This is a genomic window from Rhizobium sp. P43, from assembly GCF_056730705.1.
Genome location: NZ_CM161539.1, coordinates 2,707,620 through 2,723,861 on the forward strand (window position 1 = coordinate 2,707,620; position 16,242 = coordinate 2,723,861).

19 protein-coding genes are annotated in these 16,242 nt (G+C 61.7%); 11 read left to right on the forward strand and 8 right to left on the reverse strand.

Annotation, left to right across the window (positions count from 1 at the left end):
* Positions 1–7: 7 nt before the first annotated feature.
* Both AC1PUL_RS13630 and chrA read right to left on the reverse strand, forming a co-directional pair.
* Positions 8–856, reverse strand: coding sequence for a TIGR01459 family HAD-type hydrolase (locus AC1PUL_RS13630; RefSeq protein WP_480464699.1), 849 nt, complete (start codon positions 854–856; stop codon positions 8–10).
* Positions 857–964: 108 nt separating this feature from the next.
* Positions 965–2,323, reverse strand: a complete 1,359-nt coding sequence (gene chrA, locus AC1PUL_RS13635; protein ID WP_480464700.1) for a chromate efflux transporter — start codon at positions 2,321–2,323, stop codon at positions 965–967.
* Positions 2,324–2,472: 149 nt separating this feature from the next.
* Here chrA and groES point away from each other — a divergent pair, with 149 nt between their 5' ends.
* The 3 genes from groES to AC1PUL_RS13650 all read left to right on the forward strand — a co-directional run bounded on the left by groES (position 2,473) and on the right by AC1PUL_RS13650 (position 5,613).
* A complete protein-coding gene (gene groES / locus AC1PUL_RS13640; RefSeq protein ID WP_054148802.1) occupies positions 2,473–2,769 on the forward strand; it encodes a co-chaperone GroES in 297 nt (98 codons plus the stop codon).
* A gap of 69 nt (positions 2,770–2,838) precedes the next feature.
* Complete coding sequence (groL, locus tag AC1PUL_RS13645; protein ID WP_298464677.1) at positions 2,839–4,479, forward strand: chaperonin GroEL; 1,641 nt, start codon at positions 2,839–2,841, stop codon at positions 4,477–4,479.
* 693 nt (positions 4,480–5,172) lie between these two features.
* The gene (locus AC1PUL_RS13650; protein WP_480464701.1) at positions 5,173–5,613 is read left to right on the forward strand and encodes a hypothetical protein; all 441 of its coding nucleotides are present in this window, start codon (positions 5,173–5,175) and stop codon (positions 5,611–5,613) included.
* A 63-nt stretch (positions 5,614–5,676) separates the two neighbouring features.
* Here the strand turns inward: AC1PUL_RS13650 and AC1PUL_RS13655 are convergent, their stop codons facing one another.
* Positions 5,677–6,384 (reverse strand): glutathione binding-like protein, encoded by a 708-nt coding sequence (locus AC1PUL_RS13655; RefSeq protein WP_480464702.1) that lies wholly within the window; start codon positions 6,382–6,384, stop codon positions 5,677–5,679.
* 223 nt (positions 6,385–6,607) lie between these two features.
* On the opposite strand from AC1PUL_RS13655, the gene AC1PUL_RS13660 reads away from it, so the two are divergent.
* On the forward strand, positions 6,608–7,057 hold the full coding sequence (locus AC1PUL_RS13660) for a DoxX family protein (protein ID WP_480464703.1): 450 nt from the start codon (positions 6,608–6,610) through the stop codon (positions 7,055–7,057).
* 74 nt (positions 7,058–7,131) lie between these two features.
* On the opposite strand, the gene AC1PUL_RS13665 is transcribed toward AC1PUL_RS13660, so the two are convergent.
* The 4 genes from AC1PUL_RS13665 to hisS form a co-directional block, all read right to left on the reverse strand.
* Positions 7,132–7,731: a class I SAM-dependent DNA methyltransferase gene (locus AC1PUL_RS13665; protein ID WP_480464704.1), complete on the reverse strand. Its 600-nt coding sequence runs from the start codon at positions 7,729–7,731 to the stop codon at positions 7,132–7,134.
* An 8-nt stretch (positions 7,732–7,739) separates the two neighbouring features.
* Positions 7,740–8,435, reverse strand: a complete 696-nt coding sequence (hisG, locus tag AC1PUL_RS13670; protein ID WP_480464705.1) for an ATP phosphoribosyltransferase — start codon at positions 8,433–8,435, stop codon at positions 7,740–7,742.
* Positions 8,432–9,613 carry an ATP phosphoribosyltransferase regulatory subunit gene (locus tag AC1PUL_RS13675; protein ID WP_480464706.1) on the reverse strand — a complete coding sequence of 394 codons (1,182 nt, stop codon included), beginning with the start codon at positions 9,611–9,613 and terminating at the stop codon, positions 8,432–8,434. Before AC1PUL_RS13675 ends, hisG begins: the two co-directional genes overlap by 4 nt.
* Before the next feature lie 165 nt (positions 9,614–9,778).
* The gene (hisS, locus tag AC1PUL_RS13680; RefSeq protein WP_480464707.1) at positions 9,779–11,407 is read right to left on the reverse strand and encodes a histidine--tRNA ligase; all 1,629 of its coding nucleotides are present in this window, start codon (positions 11,405–11,407) and stop codon (positions 9,779–9,781) included.
* 153 nt (positions 11,408–11,560) lie between these two features.
* Between hisS and relB the strand changes: the two genes are divergently transcribed.
* The 6 genes from relB (at position 11,561) to AC1PUL_RS13710 (ending at position 14,478) form a co-directional block, all read left to right on the forward strand.
* Complete coding sequence (gene relB / locus AC1PUL_RS13685) at positions 11,561–11,788, forward strand: type II toxin-antitoxin system RelB family antitoxin (RefSeq protein WP_480464708.1); 228 nt, start codon at positions 11,561–11,563, stop codon at positions 11,786–11,788.
* Positions 11,772–12,041: a type II toxin-antitoxin system RelE family toxin gene (locus tag AC1PUL_RS13690; RefSeq protein ID WP_480464709.1), complete on the forward strand. Its 270-nt coding sequence runs from the start codon at positions 11,772–11,774 to the stop codon at positions 12,039–12,041. Before relB ends, AC1PUL_RS13690 begins: the two co-directional genes overlap by 17 nt.
* Before the next feature lie 3 nt (positions 12,042–12,044).
* The gene (locus tag AC1PUL_RS13695) at positions 12,045–12,791 is read left to right on the forward strand and encodes a hypothetical protein (RefSeq protein WP_480464710.1); all 747 of its coding nucleotides are present in this window, start codon (positions 12,045–12,047) and stop codon (positions 12,789–12,791) included.
* 52 nt (positions 12,792–12,843) lie between these two features.
* Positions 12,844–13,227: a hypothetical protein gene (locus tag AC1PUL_RS13700; protein WP_480464711.1), complete on the forward strand. Its 384-nt coding sequence runs from the start codon at positions 12,844–12,846 to the stop codon at positions 13,225–13,227.
* Between the two features lie 65 nt (positions 13,228–13,292).
* On the forward strand, positions 13,293–13,676 hold the full coding sequence (gene copM, locus AC1PUL_RS13705) for a CopM family metallochaperone (RefSeq protein WP_480464712.1): 384 nt from the start codon (positions 13,293–13,295) through the stop codon (positions 13,674–13,676).
* A 97-nt stretch (positions 13,677–13,773) separates the two neighbouring features.
* Positions 13,774–14,478, forward strand: coding sequence for an HAD family hydrolase (locus tag AC1PUL_RS13710; RefSeq protein ID WP_480464713.1), 705 nt, complete (start codon positions 13,774–13,776; stop codon positions 14,476–14,478).
* On the opposite strand, the gene AC1PUL_RS13715 is transcribed toward AC1PUL_RS13710, so the two are convergent.
* On the reverse strand, positions 14,479–15,114 hold the full coding sequence (locus tag AC1PUL_RS13715; RefSeq protein WP_480464714.1) for a DNA-3-methyladenine glycosylase I: 636 nt from the start codon (positions 15,112–15,114) through the stop codon (positions 14,479–14,481).
* 205 nt (positions 15,115–15,319) lie between these two features.
* Between AC1PUL_RS13715 and AC1PUL_RS13720 the strand changes: the two genes are divergently transcribed.
* Entirely contained in the window at positions 15,320–16,153 is an 834-nt protein-coding gene (locus AC1PUL_RS13720) for a L,D-transpeptidase (RefSeq protein WP_480464715.1), read from the forward strand.
* Positions 16,154–16,242 lie beyond the last annotated feature (89 nt).

Below are 16,242 nucleotides of genomic sequence, written 5' to 3' on the forward strand. Positions count from 1 at the left end.
TCTCGCCTCATGCCAGCCTGTGCATCCAGTATTGCGGCGCGACCTTTTCCCGCTCGAGGAAGAGCTTCAACCTTGCCTCGTCCGTCACGTTGTTGGTCGCGTAGTCGGCGGCGTGGATACCGCCCGAGATATAAAGGAGGTCGAGACCGGCATCGACGGCGCCCTTGACGTCGGTCGGCATGCCGTCGCCGATGGCGAGCACACGGGACGTGTCGAAGTCGCCGCGGGCCTCGCGGGCGGCAGCCAGCGTCGCCTCGTAGATCGGCGTGTGCGGCTTACCGGCAATGCGGGTTTCGCCGCCGAGTGCGGTGTAGAAGGCGGCAACGGCGCCGGCACAGGGAATGATGCGGTGGCCGCGCTCGACGACCAGATCCGGATTGGCGCAGATGAGAGGCACCTTGCGGGCGACGAAGTCGGTGAGCATGTCGCGATAGTCTTCCGGCGTTTCCACCTCGTCGTCGAAGAAGCCGGTGCAAACGACGCAGTCGGCCTCTTCCTTCGAGACAACCTCGACATCGAGACCATCGAAGAGCGGCAGGTCACGTTCGGGACCGAGCAGGAAGACCTTCTTCGGGCCGGCGGCAATCAAAGTGCGCGTGACGTCGCCCGAGGTAACGATCCGATCATAGGCGGTGTCGACCACGCCGATGGCGCGAAGCTGGGGGATGACGCCGATCGCGGGCCGCGGGGAATTGGTGATGAGCACCACCGTCAGGCCCTTTGCGCGGGCTGCCGTCAGCGCTTCGCCGGCGAGCGGGAAGGCATCGATACCGTTGTGCAGCACACCCCAGACATCGCAGAGAATGACGTCGTAAGCGTCGGTCACGTCGCCAAGGGTGGAAATGCTGCGGGTCATCGTCTGTCCTGACTCTCAAGGTAAGACGGGTGACATGGCAAAGGACGGGCGGCAAGGCAAGGGGCAAGCGTATCGGAGGCCGAAATTGCCGCGATCTCTCCTTGCGCGTCAGAGCAGGAAATGCGCGGCCAGGCCAAGCGCTCCGGCAACCAGAAGCGTCTTGCCGATGCCGAGGTGGAAGCGGAAGATCATCACGGCGGCCAGGACGGCGATGACGAGGGCCCGCCAGTCGAGGGTGGACCAGACGGGCTGCGGCACAGACAGCGTGAGCGGCCCGAAACCGGCAATCGTGAACGGTGCCACCTGCGTGAAAATCACATGCAGCGCAAACCAGACGGCCAGATTGAGGATCACACCGACGACGGCGGCGGTGATCGCCGAAAGAGCGGCGCTCAACAGCGTGTTGCCGCGCAGACGCTCGACATAGGGAGCGCCGGCGAAGATCCAGATGAAGCTCGGGATGAAGGTGGCCCAGGCAGCAATCAGACCACCGAGCAGACCACCGAGCAGCGGATCGAGCGCCCCGCTCTGGCGGAAACCGGCGAGGAAGCCGACATAGGAGAGAACAAGGACCAGCGGTCCGGGCGTCGTTTCCGCGAGCGCCAGACCATCGAGCATTTCTCCGGGTTTGAGCCAGGCATAGTGATCGACGGCGACCTGGGCGACATAGGCGAGCACGGCATAGGCGCCGCCGAAGGTGACCAGCGCCATCTTGGAGAAGAAGGTCTGGATTTCGGGCAGAGCCGTCTCCGGCAGCAGAAGCCAGAGGAGTGGAAGCGGCGCGAGCCAGACCGCGACCCAGAAGAGGAGTGCCGCAAGCTGGCGGAGCAATGGGGGACGGGCCGTTGCCTCTGGCACGACCGGCACGGCGGCGTTGGACGGCGACGCCTTTGCGTGAAGAAGACCAATCAGCGCGGTGGTCAGAACGACCAGGGGAAACGGGATCGAGAAGAGGAACAGCGCGAAAAAAGCCGCAGCGGCCAGCCAGCGATGAAAGTCGCTCTTCAAGGCCCGCTTGCCGATGCGGATGACGGCTTCGACGACAATCGCGAGCACTGCAGCCTTCAGGCCGAAGAACAGCCCGGCGACAAGGCTCGTGTCCTGGTAGAGCGCATAGAGCGTGGAAAGGCCGAGGATGACGGCAAGGCCGGGCAAAACGAAGAGAAGGCCTGCGACAATGCCGCCCCGCACGCCATGCAGCAGCCAGCCGATATAGGTGGCCAGCTGCTGGGCCTCGGGACCGGGCAGCAGCATGCAGTAGTTCAGGGCATGGAGATAACGGTCTTCGTCGATCCAGCGCTTTTCCTCGACGCAGATCTTATGCATCAGCGCGATCTGTGCGGCCGGCCCGCCGAAAGAGAGGCAGCCGATGCGGGCAAAGGCGGATACGAGTTCTGAAAATGTCGGAGAGGCAGGGCGATCGATCGGAACCTGGGCGTCGTGAATGTCGGTGGGCTTCGCCGGCATGCACCCTTCCTTTTTTCAAACGCGCGCTTGACTCGTCACGAGGCTGTTCTTATCTCAGCCTCGCTGGCACTCCCTGAGGGAGAGTGCTAACAAAATCCGATGTGGTCCCGTCCGGGATCGCGAATGTCATTTGATCGAGGGATTAGACAATGGCAAGCACCAATTTCCGTCCTCTGCACGATCGCGTTGTTGTCAAGCGCGTCGAGTCCGAAGAAAAGACCAAGGGCGGCATCATCATTCCCGACACCGCCAAGGAAAAGCCGGCTGAAGGCGAAGTCATCGCTGTTGGCCCGGGCGCCCGCGACGAAAGCGGCAAGCAGGTTGCCCTCGACGTGAAGGTCGGCGACCGCGTTCTGTTCGGCAAGTGGTCCGGCACCGAGGTCAAGCTCGACGGCGTTGACCTGCTGATCATGAAGGAAGCCGACATCATGGGCGTTATCGGCTGATTTCAGCCGGATACCCGACTTCCTCTTTAACCAATTCACCAATGGGCTAGACGCCCGGGAGTTTTGAACATGGCTGCTAAAGAAATCAAGTTTGGCCGCACCGCGCGCGAAAAGATGCTGCATGGCGTCGACATCCTCGCTGACGCCGTGAAGGTAACGCTCGGCCCGAAGGGTCGTAACGTCATCATCGACAAGTCCTTCGGCGCTCCGCGCATCACCAAGGACGGTGTATCGGTTGCCAAGGAAATCGAACTGGAAGACAAGTTCGAGAACATGGGCGCCCAGATGGTCCGCGAAGTTGCTTCGAAGACCAACGACATCGCCGGTGACGGCACCACCACTGCAACCGTTCTGGCCCAGGCCATCGTTCGCGAGGGCGCCAAGGCTGTTGCTGCCGGCATGAACCCGATGGACCTGAAGCGCGGTATCGACCTCGCCGTTTCGGAAGTCGTCAAGGATCTCCAGGCCAAGGCGAAGAAGATCTCCACCTCGGCTGAAGTTGCCCAGGTTGGCACGATCTCGGCAAATGGCGACACGCAGGTCGGTAACGACATCGCTGAAGCCATGCAGAAGGTTGGCAACGAAGGCGTCATCACCGTCGAAGAAGCCAAGACCGCCGAAACCGAACTCGAAGTCGTCGAAGGCATGCAGTTCGACCGCGGCTACCTCAGCCCCTACTTCGTGACGAACCCGGAAAAGATGGTCGCCGATCTCGAAGACGCGTTCATCCTGCTGCACGAGAAGAAGCTCTCGAACCTCCAGGCCATGCTGCCGGTTCTCGAAGCCGTCGTTCAGACCGGCAAGCCGCTCGTCATCATCGCTGAAGACGTCGAAGGCGAAGCCCTTGCGACCCTCGTCGTCAACAAGCTGCGTGGCGGCCTGAAGATCGCTGCCGTCAAGGCTCCGGGCTTCGGCGATCGCCGCAAGGCCATGCTGGAAGACATCGCCATCCTCTCGGGCGGCACTGTCATCTCGGAAGACCTCGGCATCAAGCTCGAGTCGGTCACCCTCGACATGCTCGGCCGCGCCAAGAAGGTCTCGATCACCAAGGAAAACACCACCATCGTTGATGGCGCCGGTGCAAAGTCCGACATCGAAGGCCGCGTTGCCCAGATCAAGGCGCAGATCGAAGAAACCACTTCGGACTACGACCGCGAGAAGCTCCAGGAGCGCCTGGCCAAGCTCGCCGGTGGCGTTGCCGTCATCCGCGTCGGCGGCTCGACCGAAATCGAAGTCAAGGAGCGCAAGGACCGCATCGACGACGCTCTGAACGCGACCCGCGCGGCCGTTCAGGAAGGCATCGTACCGGGCGGTGGTACCGCTCTCCTGCGTTCTTCCACGAAGATCACCGTGAAGGGCGTCAACGACGACCAGGAAGCCGGCATCAACATCGTTCGCCGCGCCCTGCAGTCGCTGGTTCGCCAGATTGCCACCAATGCTGGTGACGAAGCTTCGATCATCGTCGGCAAGATCCTCGACAAGAACGAAGAAAACTACGGCTACAACGCCCAGACCGGCGAATTCGGCGACATGATCGCCATGGGTATCGTCGACCCGGTCAAGGTCGTTCGCACCGCCCTGCAGAACGCAGCTTCGGTTGCTTCGCTGCTGATCACCACCGAAGCCATGATCGCCGAGCTTCCGAAGAAGGACTCTGCTGGCGGCATGCCGGGCGGCATGGGTGGCATGGGCGGCATGGACATGATGTAAGACCGAAAGGTCCTATGTCTGAGCCATCCGGTTCAGTTACGGAAAGGGCGGCCTTCGGGTCGCCCTTTTCTATTGGTGGTGAGAACCTCGCCAAGACTATAGCGGCATGCGGCGAGATACGGTTGTCGCGCCTTTTCCTCTTCGCTTCAGAGTGTCACATCATTGTTTTGAAGATGTCCGGTGCCCCTCGCGGATGAAAGCGGCGAGGGGAGATTTATTTCAACTTATCCTAATATTTAATTGTACTTGGCGAATCCGATCATTCTGTGCCGAATGGAGACGGAAACCGTTTTCATCGGAAATAAATCGTGGTATCCAGTCGGTTAATTCCGGCGCTTTCAGCGTGTTAATCTTCGGCTTTCTTGTGGGGGAAGGCTGCGGACCAGGCAGTACCAAGAGTACTGTCGTGGCATATGACATGGCTGAGGCCGGAACATTATGCTGCGATTGCGTGTATGCCGATCGGTCGGTCTACCGGCTGGCTGAGCTATGTTTGAAGGCTGTGTTTTCTCGATCAGGGGCGAGGCGACACGGCAGTTTTCGTCGCGTGTGTTTCGAGTGCTGGAGACCGGAAGAACGGGGGACCGTTCCCATGGATACCCCGGCGACAAGCCGGACAGGGATGGCTGCAGGGCAAAACTGTCCGGGCCGGTGGAATATGGGCCAGTTCTGGCTATCGACTTGGGGAACGCCTTGTTCAAAATAGCGAATGCTGATCTTGCGACCACCTTCAAGGTGAGCGAACGGGATGGGGATGGGCTGGCCGACCAGCACCCCTGCCGTTTTGGCCTGTCCGAGGATTGGACCGGCGATCTGACAAACGGATTGTTGAAGCTGGGGAACAATGCCCGCACGCTGCACGGGCTCGACAACCACGAGTGCGGACTGCTGACGGTCATGCGGTGCTATGATGCGGCGGACCGAGCCCATATCCTGAGGCTGTTCGAACAGGCGGCAACGCAGCCATCGCGCTTCTGCTATTCGACCACCATCGTCTCCGTCGGACAGCACCGCCAGCCGGTCTTCTGCATCGGCGAATCCTCCGGCTTTGAAGGCAGCGGGGGCAATATGGTCGGGCTCTTCATCTTTCCGCGCTTCCAACTGCCGACGACGGTCTCGGTCACACCGTCCTGATGGGACGCCAGGTTGCAGTCGATGCGATGGGAGGGCGGCCTGCCGCCCTCGCCGTTGCAAATGTCAGGAGCGGGCCGGAATGTTCAGCCCCCTCTGGCTTGCCGGACGCGCTTCGGCGCGTGCCCACCAGTCGAGCACCCGTGGGAAGTCCGCCAGGCCAAGATCCGTTTCGCCATTATAGAAGACCTTGAGGCAGCGCACCCAGGGCCAGGTGGCGATATCGGCGATGGTGTAATCCTCACCCGTCAGCCAAGGCCCATGTTCCAGCTGTGCTTCCAGAACGCTCAGCAGGCGGCGGGTCTCGTCTCTGTAGCGCTGGGCTGGATAGGGATTGTTCTCCACCTTGTCGGCGGCAAACTTGTAGAAGTGGCCATACTGGCCGAACATCGGACCAACGCCGCCCATCTGGAACATCAGCCATTGGAGGACGGCGTAACGGGCCGCGCCTTCCTTCGGCAGGAGCTTGCCGGTCTTGTCGGCGAGATAGACCAGGATGGCGCCCGACTCGAAGATGCCGATCGGCTTTCCATCCGGACCGTTGGGGTCAATCAGCGCCGGGATGCGGCCATTCGGGTTGAGCGAGACAAATTCCGGGCTTTTCTGGGCGTTGCTGCCGAAATCCACCAGATGCGGCTCATAGGCAAGACCCAGTTCCTCGAGCGCGATCGAGACCTTCACGCCGTTGGGCGTTGGCAGGGAGTAGAGCTGGATGACATCGGGATTGGCGGCTGGCCACTTGGTGGTGATGGGGAATGCGGAGAGATCTGCCATGGGAGGGCTCCTTTCAGGCGTGGACATGCCCCAAGTAGGAAGCGTCACAGCGAAGGGAAAGGGTCCGACTGTGACCACGACAGCATTTGTCGTTTCATTTTTGTGAACGAAGAGTCAAAAACTGTTTACCTATACCTGCGACAAAAAAGCATGCATTGAGGCGGCAGTTACTGAGACCGCCACGGATGGGGTTTCAGCGTCAACGCAAAACGGAGTCTCCCCCATGTCCGCCACCAATAACGGTCTTCTCGTTCTCGCCCGTATTCTTCTCTCCTTCATGTTCATCATGTCCGGCTTCGGCAAGCTGGCTGACCCGACCGGCACTGCTGGCATGATCGCCGGCGCTGGCTTCCCGGCGGCCGACCTGCTGGCCTATGCCGCAGGCCTCTATGAACTCGTTGCTGGCCTCTTCCTCCTGGTCGGCTTCCAGACCAAGATCACCGCCTGGACGGTTGCGCTGTTCTGCGTGTTCACCGGTCTTGTCTTCCATTCCGGCACCGTTGCCATCGAAGGCTGGCCGGAAGGCGCTCTCGGCTGGATCAACACCCTGAACCAGATCATGCTGATGAAGAACATCACGCTGGCCGGCGGCTACATCGCTCTCGCCATCGTCGGCGCCGGTGCCTACTCCATTGACGCCCGCCGTGGCTCGGCTTCTGCCGTCACTGCCTGATATCCCTGCCCTAACCGGCAAAAGGAAACTCGCTGGAGCGATCCGGCGGGTTTTTTTGTGGCCGTGATTTCCACTTAAGACTTTTGCGCCAGCCAGACTGTTGCGCCACCGCATGCCGGATCTTCGACCACATGCTTGAGCACGATGAACCCGTGGTCTGCCAGCAGGGAGCGGTACTCATCAGGATCGAGGCTCGCGTGATAGAGTGGCTCGCCCTCGAACTCCCCAACCGCCACGCCAGCGGCTGGACCCGATGTGAACATCAGGGTAGCGCCGCTTGCGGTATGGGATGCAAAGCGCGGGAACATGGCCCGCTGCGCCTCGGGCGTCAGATGAAAGAAGCTGTGCCACGCGACGATTGCATCAAATGTCCGGCCCAGCGCCAGATCCCGCATATCGCCGACATGAAAATCATGTGCCGGGAACCGCTCCCGGCAAAGGCGGATCAGGGGTTCGGAGACGTCCAACCCGGTGACGAGAAAGCCTCGATCGATCAGGTCTGCCGCGATAGGTTCGCCGGAGCCGCATCCGAGATCGAGCACGTGGGCACCGGGCTGCAACGGCGCGACAAGGAGGTCCAGCCAGGGACGCTCGAAGCCGTTCTTCCCGCGCACGCGATCAAAGGCCTCTGCATGACGCGCATACAATCCGGGGATGGCATCCGCGTGTGACATGGCCCCGCTCACAGAACGCCGCTGATGGCCTCGACAATCCGACCGATCATCGCATTGCCCTCATGCTCCGGCTTCCGCGCCCGCACAAGGCAGGCCTCCGAGCGCAGGATCACGCCATCCGACAGCACCTTCAGATGATTGGCGCGCAGCGTCGAGCCGGTCGAGGTGATGTCGACGATGATATCCGCCTGGCCAGCGGCGGGGGCGCCTTCGGTGGCCCCTAAGCTTTCGACAATGCGGTAAAGCTGGATGCCGTGCTGGCGGGAAAAATGCTGCTGCGTCAGGCGCCAGTATTTGGTCGCGATCGCGAGCCGCCGGCCATGGCGGCTGCGGAATTCGGCGGCGACGTCACCCAGATCAGCCATGGTATCGACGTCGTACCAGACCTCCGGGACAGCCACGACGACATCGGCATGGCCGAAGCCGAGGCGGGCGGCGATTTCGACGCGAGCGTCTGCTTCGGCAAGCCCTTCGCGGATCAGGTCCTCGCCAGTGACGCCGAAATCGACCGTGCCATTGCCGATCTCGCGCGAGATCTCGGAGGCCGAGAGATAGGCGATCTCGACATCATCAAAACCTTCGACACGGCCACGATAGGAACGGTCATTGCCGACGGCAACGATCTTCATGCCCGCCTTTTCAAAGATGGCGGAGGCATCGTCCTTCATGCGGCCCTTGGAGGGCAGACCGATGGTGATGGTCATTGGCTTCCCTCCTGGCGCGGCGATTCCGTCCGAAAACCGGTATCCACTTTTCGGATCGCCGCGTCTGTCCTCTCGGTCTCAATGCGGTCGAGCCAGAGCGAGAAGCCGACGGCGGGGATATGTGTCTCGGCGCCAAGCAGCGTCAGCAGTCGGTCGAAGCGCCCACCACCGGCAAGGACCGCGGGTTTGCCCTTCACCGCCACCTCGAAGACGAGGCCGGTGTAATAATCCAGCGGACGGCCGAAAGCGGCGCGGTAGGTGATGCGGGTCAGATCCGTGCCGATATTCGCCAGCGCTGCCACGCGTTCGTCGAAGCGGCTGAGTGCTGCCCCGAGCTTCAGGCCGGCGGCATCGGCAAAGCCGGCAAGGGCCGCCGAAGCATCGCCAAGCGGCAGTTCCAGCGACAGGAATTCGCGCAGAAGAAGAAGGGCGGCGCCATCGAGGCGGGTCTCGGAGAGCTCCAGTTTTTCCTTCAGGCGGCGGGCGATTTCGGCGGGCGTGCGGCTCGCATTGGTGAGATAGCCGGTTTCCTGCATGGTCGCGTCAATATGCGCGATCAGGGCCTGCTGGTCCCCCTTGGCCAGAAGATCCAAAACCTCCGGCGCCAGACCCGGCACCGGCGTCGGCGTGGCGAGCGTCCGCAGGAGCTGGTCGATCTGGACGGAGTTGCCGAAGGCCTGGATCAGGCGCTTCTGCCAGCCTGCCGGAAGCCCCAATGCCTTGACGACGGCTTCAAAGACGGACTGGTCGCCGAGGGTGACGATGAGCGGCTTGGTCGGCAGCAGGCGGGTGAGGATGGCGACGCTGTCTGAAATCGCACGGGCATCCGAGGCGGCGACAGCGATATCGCCGAGATCCTCGATGCCGGCCTGGTAGAATTCCTGCGGACCTTCAAGGCGCTGGCGGAAGACTTCGCCGAGATAGGCGTAACGCTTCGGCGTGCCGGTCGCGGTTTCGATGTGGCGCAGGCAGACGGGAATGGTGAATTCCGGACGCAGGCACAGACTTTCGCCGCGCTCGTTTTCGGTCAGAAAGATGCGCCGGCGCAGGTCTTCGCCGGCCATGTCGAGGAAGGGGGCGGCCGGCTGGATCACGGGTGTATCCACGCGGGTTGTGCCGCGTGATGTGAATTCCTGCAGGATGGTGCCGGCGAAATCGGGCATGTCGGTCAGGGGCATGAGATTGAACCTGGAATGTGTGGATACCCCCCTCTGCCCTGCCGGGCATCTCCCCCACACGGGGGGAGAGCGGGTTGGGGCCAGCGTCTCGCGCTGCCGCCACTCTCCCCCCGTGTGGGGGAGATGTCACGAAGTGACAGAGGGGGGTAAAACCACGAACTCAACTCAAACACCCTTCGCCCGACGGCGATCTTCCACCTGGGCGGCCAGGATCTCCTTGACCTTCGCCACCAGATCCGCCTCGGCCACGACTTCCTGAGCCACACGCGCCTCGCGCCATTCGGCATTGTCGGTGATCTCGCCCGACAGGCGCTTGCCCTCGATCAGATCCTTGATCTGCACCACGCCTTGCGCGCGCTCGTCGCCGCCCTGGATGATGGCGATGGGGGCGCCGCGGCGGTCGGCATATTTCAGCTGGTTACCGAACTTCTTCCAGTTGCCCTGGTACATTTCGGCGCGGATGCCGGCATTGCGCAGGTCCTGCGTGAACTTCTGGTAGCGGCCCATGCTTTCGACATCGCCATCCATGACGGTGACGAGGACCGGGCCGAGCACCTCGTCCTGGCCGAGCTTGCCGAGGTTCTTCAGCGCCGTCATCAGGCGCGAGACGCCGATGGAGAAGCCCGTGGCAGGGACCGGCTGGCCCATGAAGCGCGACACGAGGCCATCATAACGCCCGCCGCCGCCGACCGAGCCGAAAACGACCTTTTCGCCCTTTTCATTGGTGACGTCGAAGGTGAGTTCGGCTTCGTAGACGGGGCCGGTGTAGTATTCGAGGCCGCGGACGACGGACACATCCATTCGGATTCGATTGGTCCCGTATTCGGCTGCGCGCACAAGATCGCTTATTGCCTTCAGTTCCTTGAAACCTTCATGCGCCGGATGTCCCTCACCGAACAACTCCAGATAAGCAGCAAGCTGTATCGAGTTGGATGGATAAACTGTCCGACCGTCGGCGTTCACGACCGAATAGTCATCCCGCGCAGCGGCGTCTGTCGCAGGCGTGAATAGGTCTCGCGCACTCTGACCAACACCGCTGTAGAAAAGTTCAAGTTTGTTGATCTGGTCTTCAGCTAGACCGGCGCCCTTGGTAAAGTCGCCCTTACCTTTTTCGCCGCCATCCCATCGGCCCTCTCCGAGCAACAGACGCACACCTTCAGGGCCGAACTTGTCCAGCTTGTCGATGGCGCGCAGCACGTTCAGCCTACGTCCTGCATTCTCCTCGCCGCCGAGGCCGATCGCTTCCATGACGCCGTCCAAAACCTTGCGGTTGTTGACGCGGATCACATAGTCGCCGCGCTTGATGCCGAGGGCCTCCAGCGTATCGGCCATCATCATGCACATTTCGGCGTCGGACTGGACGCCCGGCGCGCCGACGGTATCGGCATCGAACTGCATGAACTGACGGAAGCGGCCAGGACCCGGCTTCTCGTTGCGGAAGACATAGCCGGCGCGATAGGTGCGGAACGGCAGCTGGATTTCCTGGAAGTTCTCCGCGACGTGGCGCGCCATCGGCGCCGTCAGGTCATAGCGCAGCGACATCCACTGTTCGTCATCGTCCTGCAGCGAGAAGACGCCTTCGTTCGGGCGGTCCGAGTCCGGCAGGAACTTGCCGAGCGCATCGGTATATTCGAAGAGCGGTGTCTCGATCGGGTCGAAGCCGTAGCGCTCATAGACCTCGCGGATGGTCTCCATCATCTGGTTGGCAGCGCGGATATCGGCCGCCTCGCGATCGACGAAGCCGCGCGGCAGGCGGGCCTTCAGCTTCTGGGGCTTCTTGTTCTTATCGCTCATGATGACAACCGGAATTTCGTTTCAAAAAGGTGCCGGTGTCTTAGAGGATCAAGGATTTGGCGGCAAGGGCGAAGGCGGGCGGGCGCGAGGGCGGATGCTGGAAAATGGATGCTTTCACTGGTATGCTGAGGCTTCGAAACAGGGATCGCTCCGATGAACAAGCGCGTCACGCTCGATATGCCGGAAGAAATGCATCAGTTGATCGTCGAATACGCGTCGGAGGCGGGTGCCGAGCCGGATGATTATCTGCGCCAGATGATCCAGCGTGAACTTGAAAACCTTCAGGATCTCGCCTCGGCGGATGAGGCCATGAGGCGTATCCAGAGCGGCGAGGATAAGGTTGTCAGCTCCGAGGAGTTCTGGCGTGGTCTGGACGATTGAGTACCGCCAGCCCGTTCGGAAAACGATCGACAAACTCGATCCCGTCATTCGCCGCCGTATAAAGCAGTTTCTGGAAGAGCGGCTTGCCAAACACGATAATCCCAGAAGTCTCGGCGATCCTCTTCATGGCAGCAAGCTTGGTGCCTATTGGCGCTACACAGTTGGCGACTACCGGATCATCTGCGATATCCAGGACGGCAAGCTCATCGTGCTCGTGGTCGAGATCGGCCATCGCAGCTCCGTCTATCGGTAAGACATGATCCTCGAAGCCCTGAACTTTGCAGCGAGCGTTCCGCTCACCTCGGCCGCGCATCGTCCGTTCATCCGCTCCTCGGTCAATCTCTGGGCGCGGGCCAATCGGTGTCGCCACGACTGGGCGGACCACGAGCGGCGGACGAAGGCGGCTATTCTCGATGCCGCGCAGGCGTGCCGGCAGAAGCGGACGGTGGTGGTGCTGGGTTCGGGACTGTTGCGCGATGTGCCGGTTGCCGAGCTGTCGCGGCTCTTCGATACGGTGGTGCTGGTCGATCTCGTGCATCTGGCGAGCGTGCGGAGCTGGATCAAGCTCAAGGGTTTGAAGAATGTGCGCCTGATCGAGCGGGATCTTTCGGGGATTGATGCTCTGCTTGCTGGCCAGCCTGTAGAGCCGCTCTCGTTTCTCCGGCAGGTGCCCTATCTCGATTTCGTGGTCTCGGCCAATCTGCTCTCGCAGATCGGCATCGGGGTTGCGCGGCGCCTCGGTGGGCAGCCGGCGGAAGACGACAGGATGCGCCAGGTGATCGCGGCGCATGTCGAGGGGCTGGCGCGGCTGCCGGCGAAGACCTGTCTTGTCACCGATGTGAGCTATGCGGTCATTGACCGAAACGGCCTCAAGCATGACACCCAAGACCTCATGCATGGATTCGATCTCGGCACATCATCGACTGATTGGGACTGGCCGGTGATCCCCTTCGGTGAAGAGAGCCGGGACTATCGGATCGTGCATCGCGTGATAGTCCGATGACCAGGCCTCAAGCGACCTTGCTTTCGTCGGAATGGCGGCCCATCTTCGTGGCATGAGATCGCTCGCCCGCCTCCTGCTGCTTGTCGCAGCCCTTGCCTATGGCGCCATGCCCATGACCGGCATGTCGGCCATGGCGATGCCTGTGGCGCATATGGTGGATGCGGTTGCCGGCGCGCATGAGGCGGGTTCTGCCGCTGATATGGTGGCGGATGTCGATTGCCCTCATTCGGGCGCGTCCACGATCAATGCCGATGGCGGCGAGGATACCGGCAAACCCTTGAAGATGACCTGGCATTGTGCGGCCTGTCTCACCCTGCCTGCCGAACCGACACTTTCCGACAGCGGCAAGCCGGCCAGGGCCGCCGAGGCTTCCACGCGCCTTCCACGGCTCGTGTCGCAAGTGACGGCGCCGCTGACGCCCCCTCCCCGCGCCTGATCCGATGACCTGCGCGGCAATACCGCCCGCGCTTTCCCTCTCATCGATCAGCACAGGAGAATTCAATGCTGAAGACTGTTCTCGTGGCGGCGTCGCTGGCGACCGCGCTTTCCGCTTCTATCGTCCTCGCCCAGGACAACACCATGCACCAGGGCCATGACATGTCGGCCATGGGCCATGGCATGATGGACGACAGCCCGTCGTCCAAGGCCTTCCAGGCGGCCAATGAAAAGATGCACAAGGACATGGCCGTGCCGCTGACCGGCAATGCCGATGTCGACTTTGTTCGGGGCATGATCCCGCACCATCAGGGCGCCATCGACATGGCAAAGATCGTGCTCGAACACGGCAAGGATCCCGAGATCCGCAAGCTCGCGGAAGAGGTGATCAAAGCCCAGGAAGGCGAGATCGACATGATGAAGGAATGGCTTGCCAAGAACGGGCAGTAGCCCACCTTCCCCATGAACCTGCAATGGCGTCTTCGGACGCCATTGCTTTGCGGAAGAGACGGATTAGTCTGCCCCTCCAGATCAATGAGGAGGCGTCATGTCGAACCGCCCTGTCTCCGTGATCGGCTTCGATGCCGACGACACGCTCTGGCAGAACGAGCAGTATTACAAGCTGACGGAGCACCATTTCCGCAGTCTGCTTTCCGATTATGCCGAAGGCGAGCACGTCTCCGAACGGCTGCTGGAGGCAGAGAAGCGCAACCTTGCCCACTACGGCTTCGGCATCAAAGGTTTCACCCTCTCGATGATCGAGACGGCGCTGGAGATCACCGAGGGGCGGGCGCCGTCTTCCGTGATCTCGGAGATCCTGGCCATCGGGCGGGATCTTCTCAGCCATCCCGTAGAGTGTCTGCCGCATGCCCGCGATGCACTGGAGGCGCTGCGTGGACACTATTTCCTCGTGCTGATCACCAAGGGCGACCTGTTCGACCAGGAACGGAAGCTGGCGCAATCGGGCCTTGGCGACTATTTCGATGCGGTCGAGATCGTCTCGGACAAGACGGCCACCACCTATCGGCGGATCTTCGGCAAACATGGCGAGGGACCGGAGCGGGGGATGATGATCGGCAATTCGCTGAAATCCGACGTCGTGCCGGCAATCGCGGCCGGTGCCTGGGGCGTCTTCGTGCCCCATGAGCTGACCTGGGTGCTGGAGCATGTGGAGAAGCCGGCCGAGGCGCCGCGCTTCCGCGAGATCCCGGATCTCGGGCATGTACCAGATCTCGTCGCCAGTCTTGCCTGATCACGGACGCACAAGCCGGGCGCGCAGTTCTTCCGTGGTCGCGCGGCAGCAGCAGCCTTCGATATGGTCGTTGACCAGACCCATGGCCTGCATGAAGGCGTAGACGGTGGTCGGGCCGACAAAGGTCCAGCCGCGCTTCTTCAGATCCTTGGAAAGCCGGATCGAGGTGGGCGAGGTCGGATTGGCCCTGAGTGTCGCGTAGTCCATGCGCGGCGGGCGTTCCGAGATGTCGGGTTCGTAACTCCAGAAATAGCGGGAAAGCGAGCCGAATTCGGCCTTGAGATCGACGGCGCGGCGGGCATTGTTGATCGTCGAGACGATCTTGCCGCGGTGGCGGATGATGCCGGCGTCAGCCAGGCAGCGGGCTATGTCGTCGTCGCCGAAGCGGGCGACCTGATCAAAGTCGAAGCCGGCAAAGGCGGCGCGGAAGTTTTCGCGCTTTCTGAGGATGGTCAGCCAGGACAGGCCGGACTGAAAGCCTTCCAGGCAGATCTTCTCGAACAGACGGATGTCGTCCGTGACCGGCCGGCCCCATTCCTCGTCGTGATAGCGGCGATAGTCTTCAAGACCGCCATGCCAGAAGCAGCGGTCGAGTCCGTCGTCTCCCCGGATCAGGCCTTCCGCTGTCGTCTCCATGCGATTCCCTCTCACCATTGAGGGCTGTTTACCATTTGTTCACGATTTTTCCAAACCGGGCGCTAACCCTTCGGAAGGGTTTACGGGTTCGAACGCATTTTCATGAATGGGTCTTTACCAATTGGCGGCGCTCGCTCTGGCACGATCAACCGGAAATGGCGGCAGGGTTTGTCGCCGCATCCGGTCCCTAGTTGCGAGTTGTCCGATGTCGAAGAGTTCCCTGTTCCTGGCCCTGCTGGCCAGCCTGTCGATCGCCCTCCCCGTTCATGCCAATGACCGCTACCAGAGCCGTCCGCCGGTGATGGTCAGCCCTGATCTGCAGGCGTCCTGGGTGCTGCAGCTCGGCGGCGCGCAGGCGCAAACGCGCGGCTACACGGCGCCGCAGCGGATGCGGCAGCCGGTTCCGGCGGGTCGCCAGCGGATTGTTCAGCAGCCGCAACAGGTTCTGCGTCAACAACCCATACTCCGTCAGCAGCCGGTGCAGCAACGCCGTGTTGTGCAGCAGCGGCGCGTGCTCTTCCCGCAGCAGCCGGCGCCGCAACAGGTGGCGATGCGCCCTGACAAGCCTGTCCGCACCCAGATTGAACCGCAGTTTCTGCCGCAAATGGTCCAGTATCAAACCAAGCAGAAGCCGGGCACGATCGTCATCGATACGCGCGAGCGCTTCCTCTATCTCGTGATGGCCGATGGCATGGCCAAGCGTTACGGCGTTGGCGTTGGCAAGCCGGGCTTCGAATGGGCGGGAACGCACAAGGTGACCCGCAAGGCCGAATGGCCGGACTGGCGTCCGCCGCAGGAAATGATCGCCCGCGAAGCGGCCAAGGGCCATTTCCTGCCCGCGCACATGCCGGGCGGCCCTGAAAATCCGCTTGGCGCACGTGCACTTTATCTCGGCTCGACACTCTATCGTATCCACGGAACGAACGCGCCCTGGTCGATCGGCAACGGCGTTTCCTCCGGATGCATCCGCATGCGCAACGAGGATGTCATCGACCTCTATGAGCGCGTGAAGGTCGGAACGAAGGTGATTGTGATCTGAGGCACTGCTCAAATCACAATCTTCCGATTAGCACTTGCTTTGACAAGCGAAGCAGCTAGGCTTGAAGCCCTGTAAATCAGGGGGATTGC

Bases quoted from the DNA above. Each gene is read 5' to 3' on its own strand.
- AC1PUL_RS13710 (WP_480464713.1), top strand. From the start codon at position 13,774: ATGTCGAACCGCCCTGTCTCCGTGATCGGCTTCGATGCCGACGACACG.
- chrA (WP_480464700.1), bottom strand. From the start codon at position 2,323: ATGCCGGCGAAGCCCACCGACATTCACGACGCCCAGGTTCCGATCGAT.
- AC1PUL_RS13675 (WP_480464706.1), bottom strand. From the start codon at position 9,613: ATGCCCCTGACCGACATGCCCGATTTCGCCGGCACCATCCTGCAGGAA.
- groES (WP_054148802.1), top strand. From the start codon at position 2,473: ATGGCAAGCACCAATTTCCGTCCTCTGCACGATCGCGTTGTTGTCAAG.
- AC1PUL_RS13720 (WP_480464715.1), top strand. From the start codon at position 15,320: ATGTCGAAGAGTTCCCTGTTCCTGGCCCTGCTGGCCAGCCTGTCGATC.
- AC1PUL_RS13700 (WP_480464711.1), top strand. From the start codon at position 12,844: ATGAGATCGCTCGCCCGCCTCCTGCTGCTTGTCGCAGCCCTTGCCTAT.
- AC1PUL_RS13655 (WP_480464702.1), bottom strand. From the start codon at position 6,384: ATGGCAGATCTCTCCGCATTCCCCATCACCACCAAGTGGCCAGCCGCC.
- relB (WP_480464708.1), top strand. From the start codon at position 11,561: ATGAACAAGCGCGTCACGCTCGATATGCCGGAAGAAATGCATCAGTTG.
- hisG (WP_480464705.1), bottom strand. From the start codon at position 8,435: ATGACCATCACCATCGGTCTGCCCTCCAAGGGCCGCATGAAGGACGAT.
- groL (WP_298464677.1), top strand. From the start codon at position 2,839: ATGGCTGCTAAAGAAATCAAGTTTGGCCGCACCGCGCGCGAAAAGATG.
- AC1PUL_RS13630 (WP_480464699.1), bottom strand. From the start codon at position 856: ATGACCCGCAGCATTTCCACCCTTGGCGACGTGACCGACGCTTACGAC.
- AC1PUL_RS13715 (WP_480464714.1), bottom strand. From the start codon at position 15,114: ATGGAGACGACAGCGGAAGGCCTGATCCGGGGAGACGACGGACTCGAC.
- AC1PUL_RS13695 (WP_480464710.1), top strand. From the start codon at position 12,045: ATGATCCTCGAAGCCCTGAACTTTGCAGCGAGCGTTCCGCTCACCTCG.
- AC1PUL_RS13660 (WP_480464703.1), top strand. From the start codon at position 6,608: ATGTCCGCCACCAATAACGGTCTTCTCGTTCTCGCCCGTATTCTTCTC.
- copM (WP_480464712.1), top strand. From the start codon at position 13,293: ATGCTGAAGACTGTTCTCGTGGCGGCGTCGCTGGCGACCGCGCTTTCC.
- AC1PUL_RS13665 (WP_480464704.1), bottom strand. From the start codon at position 7,731: ATGTCACACGCGGATGCCATCCCCGGATTGTATGCGCGTCATGCAGAG.
- hisS (WP_480464707.1), bottom strand. From the start codon at position 11,407: ATGAGCGATAAGAACAAGAAGCCCCAGAAGCTGAAGGCCCGCCTGCCG.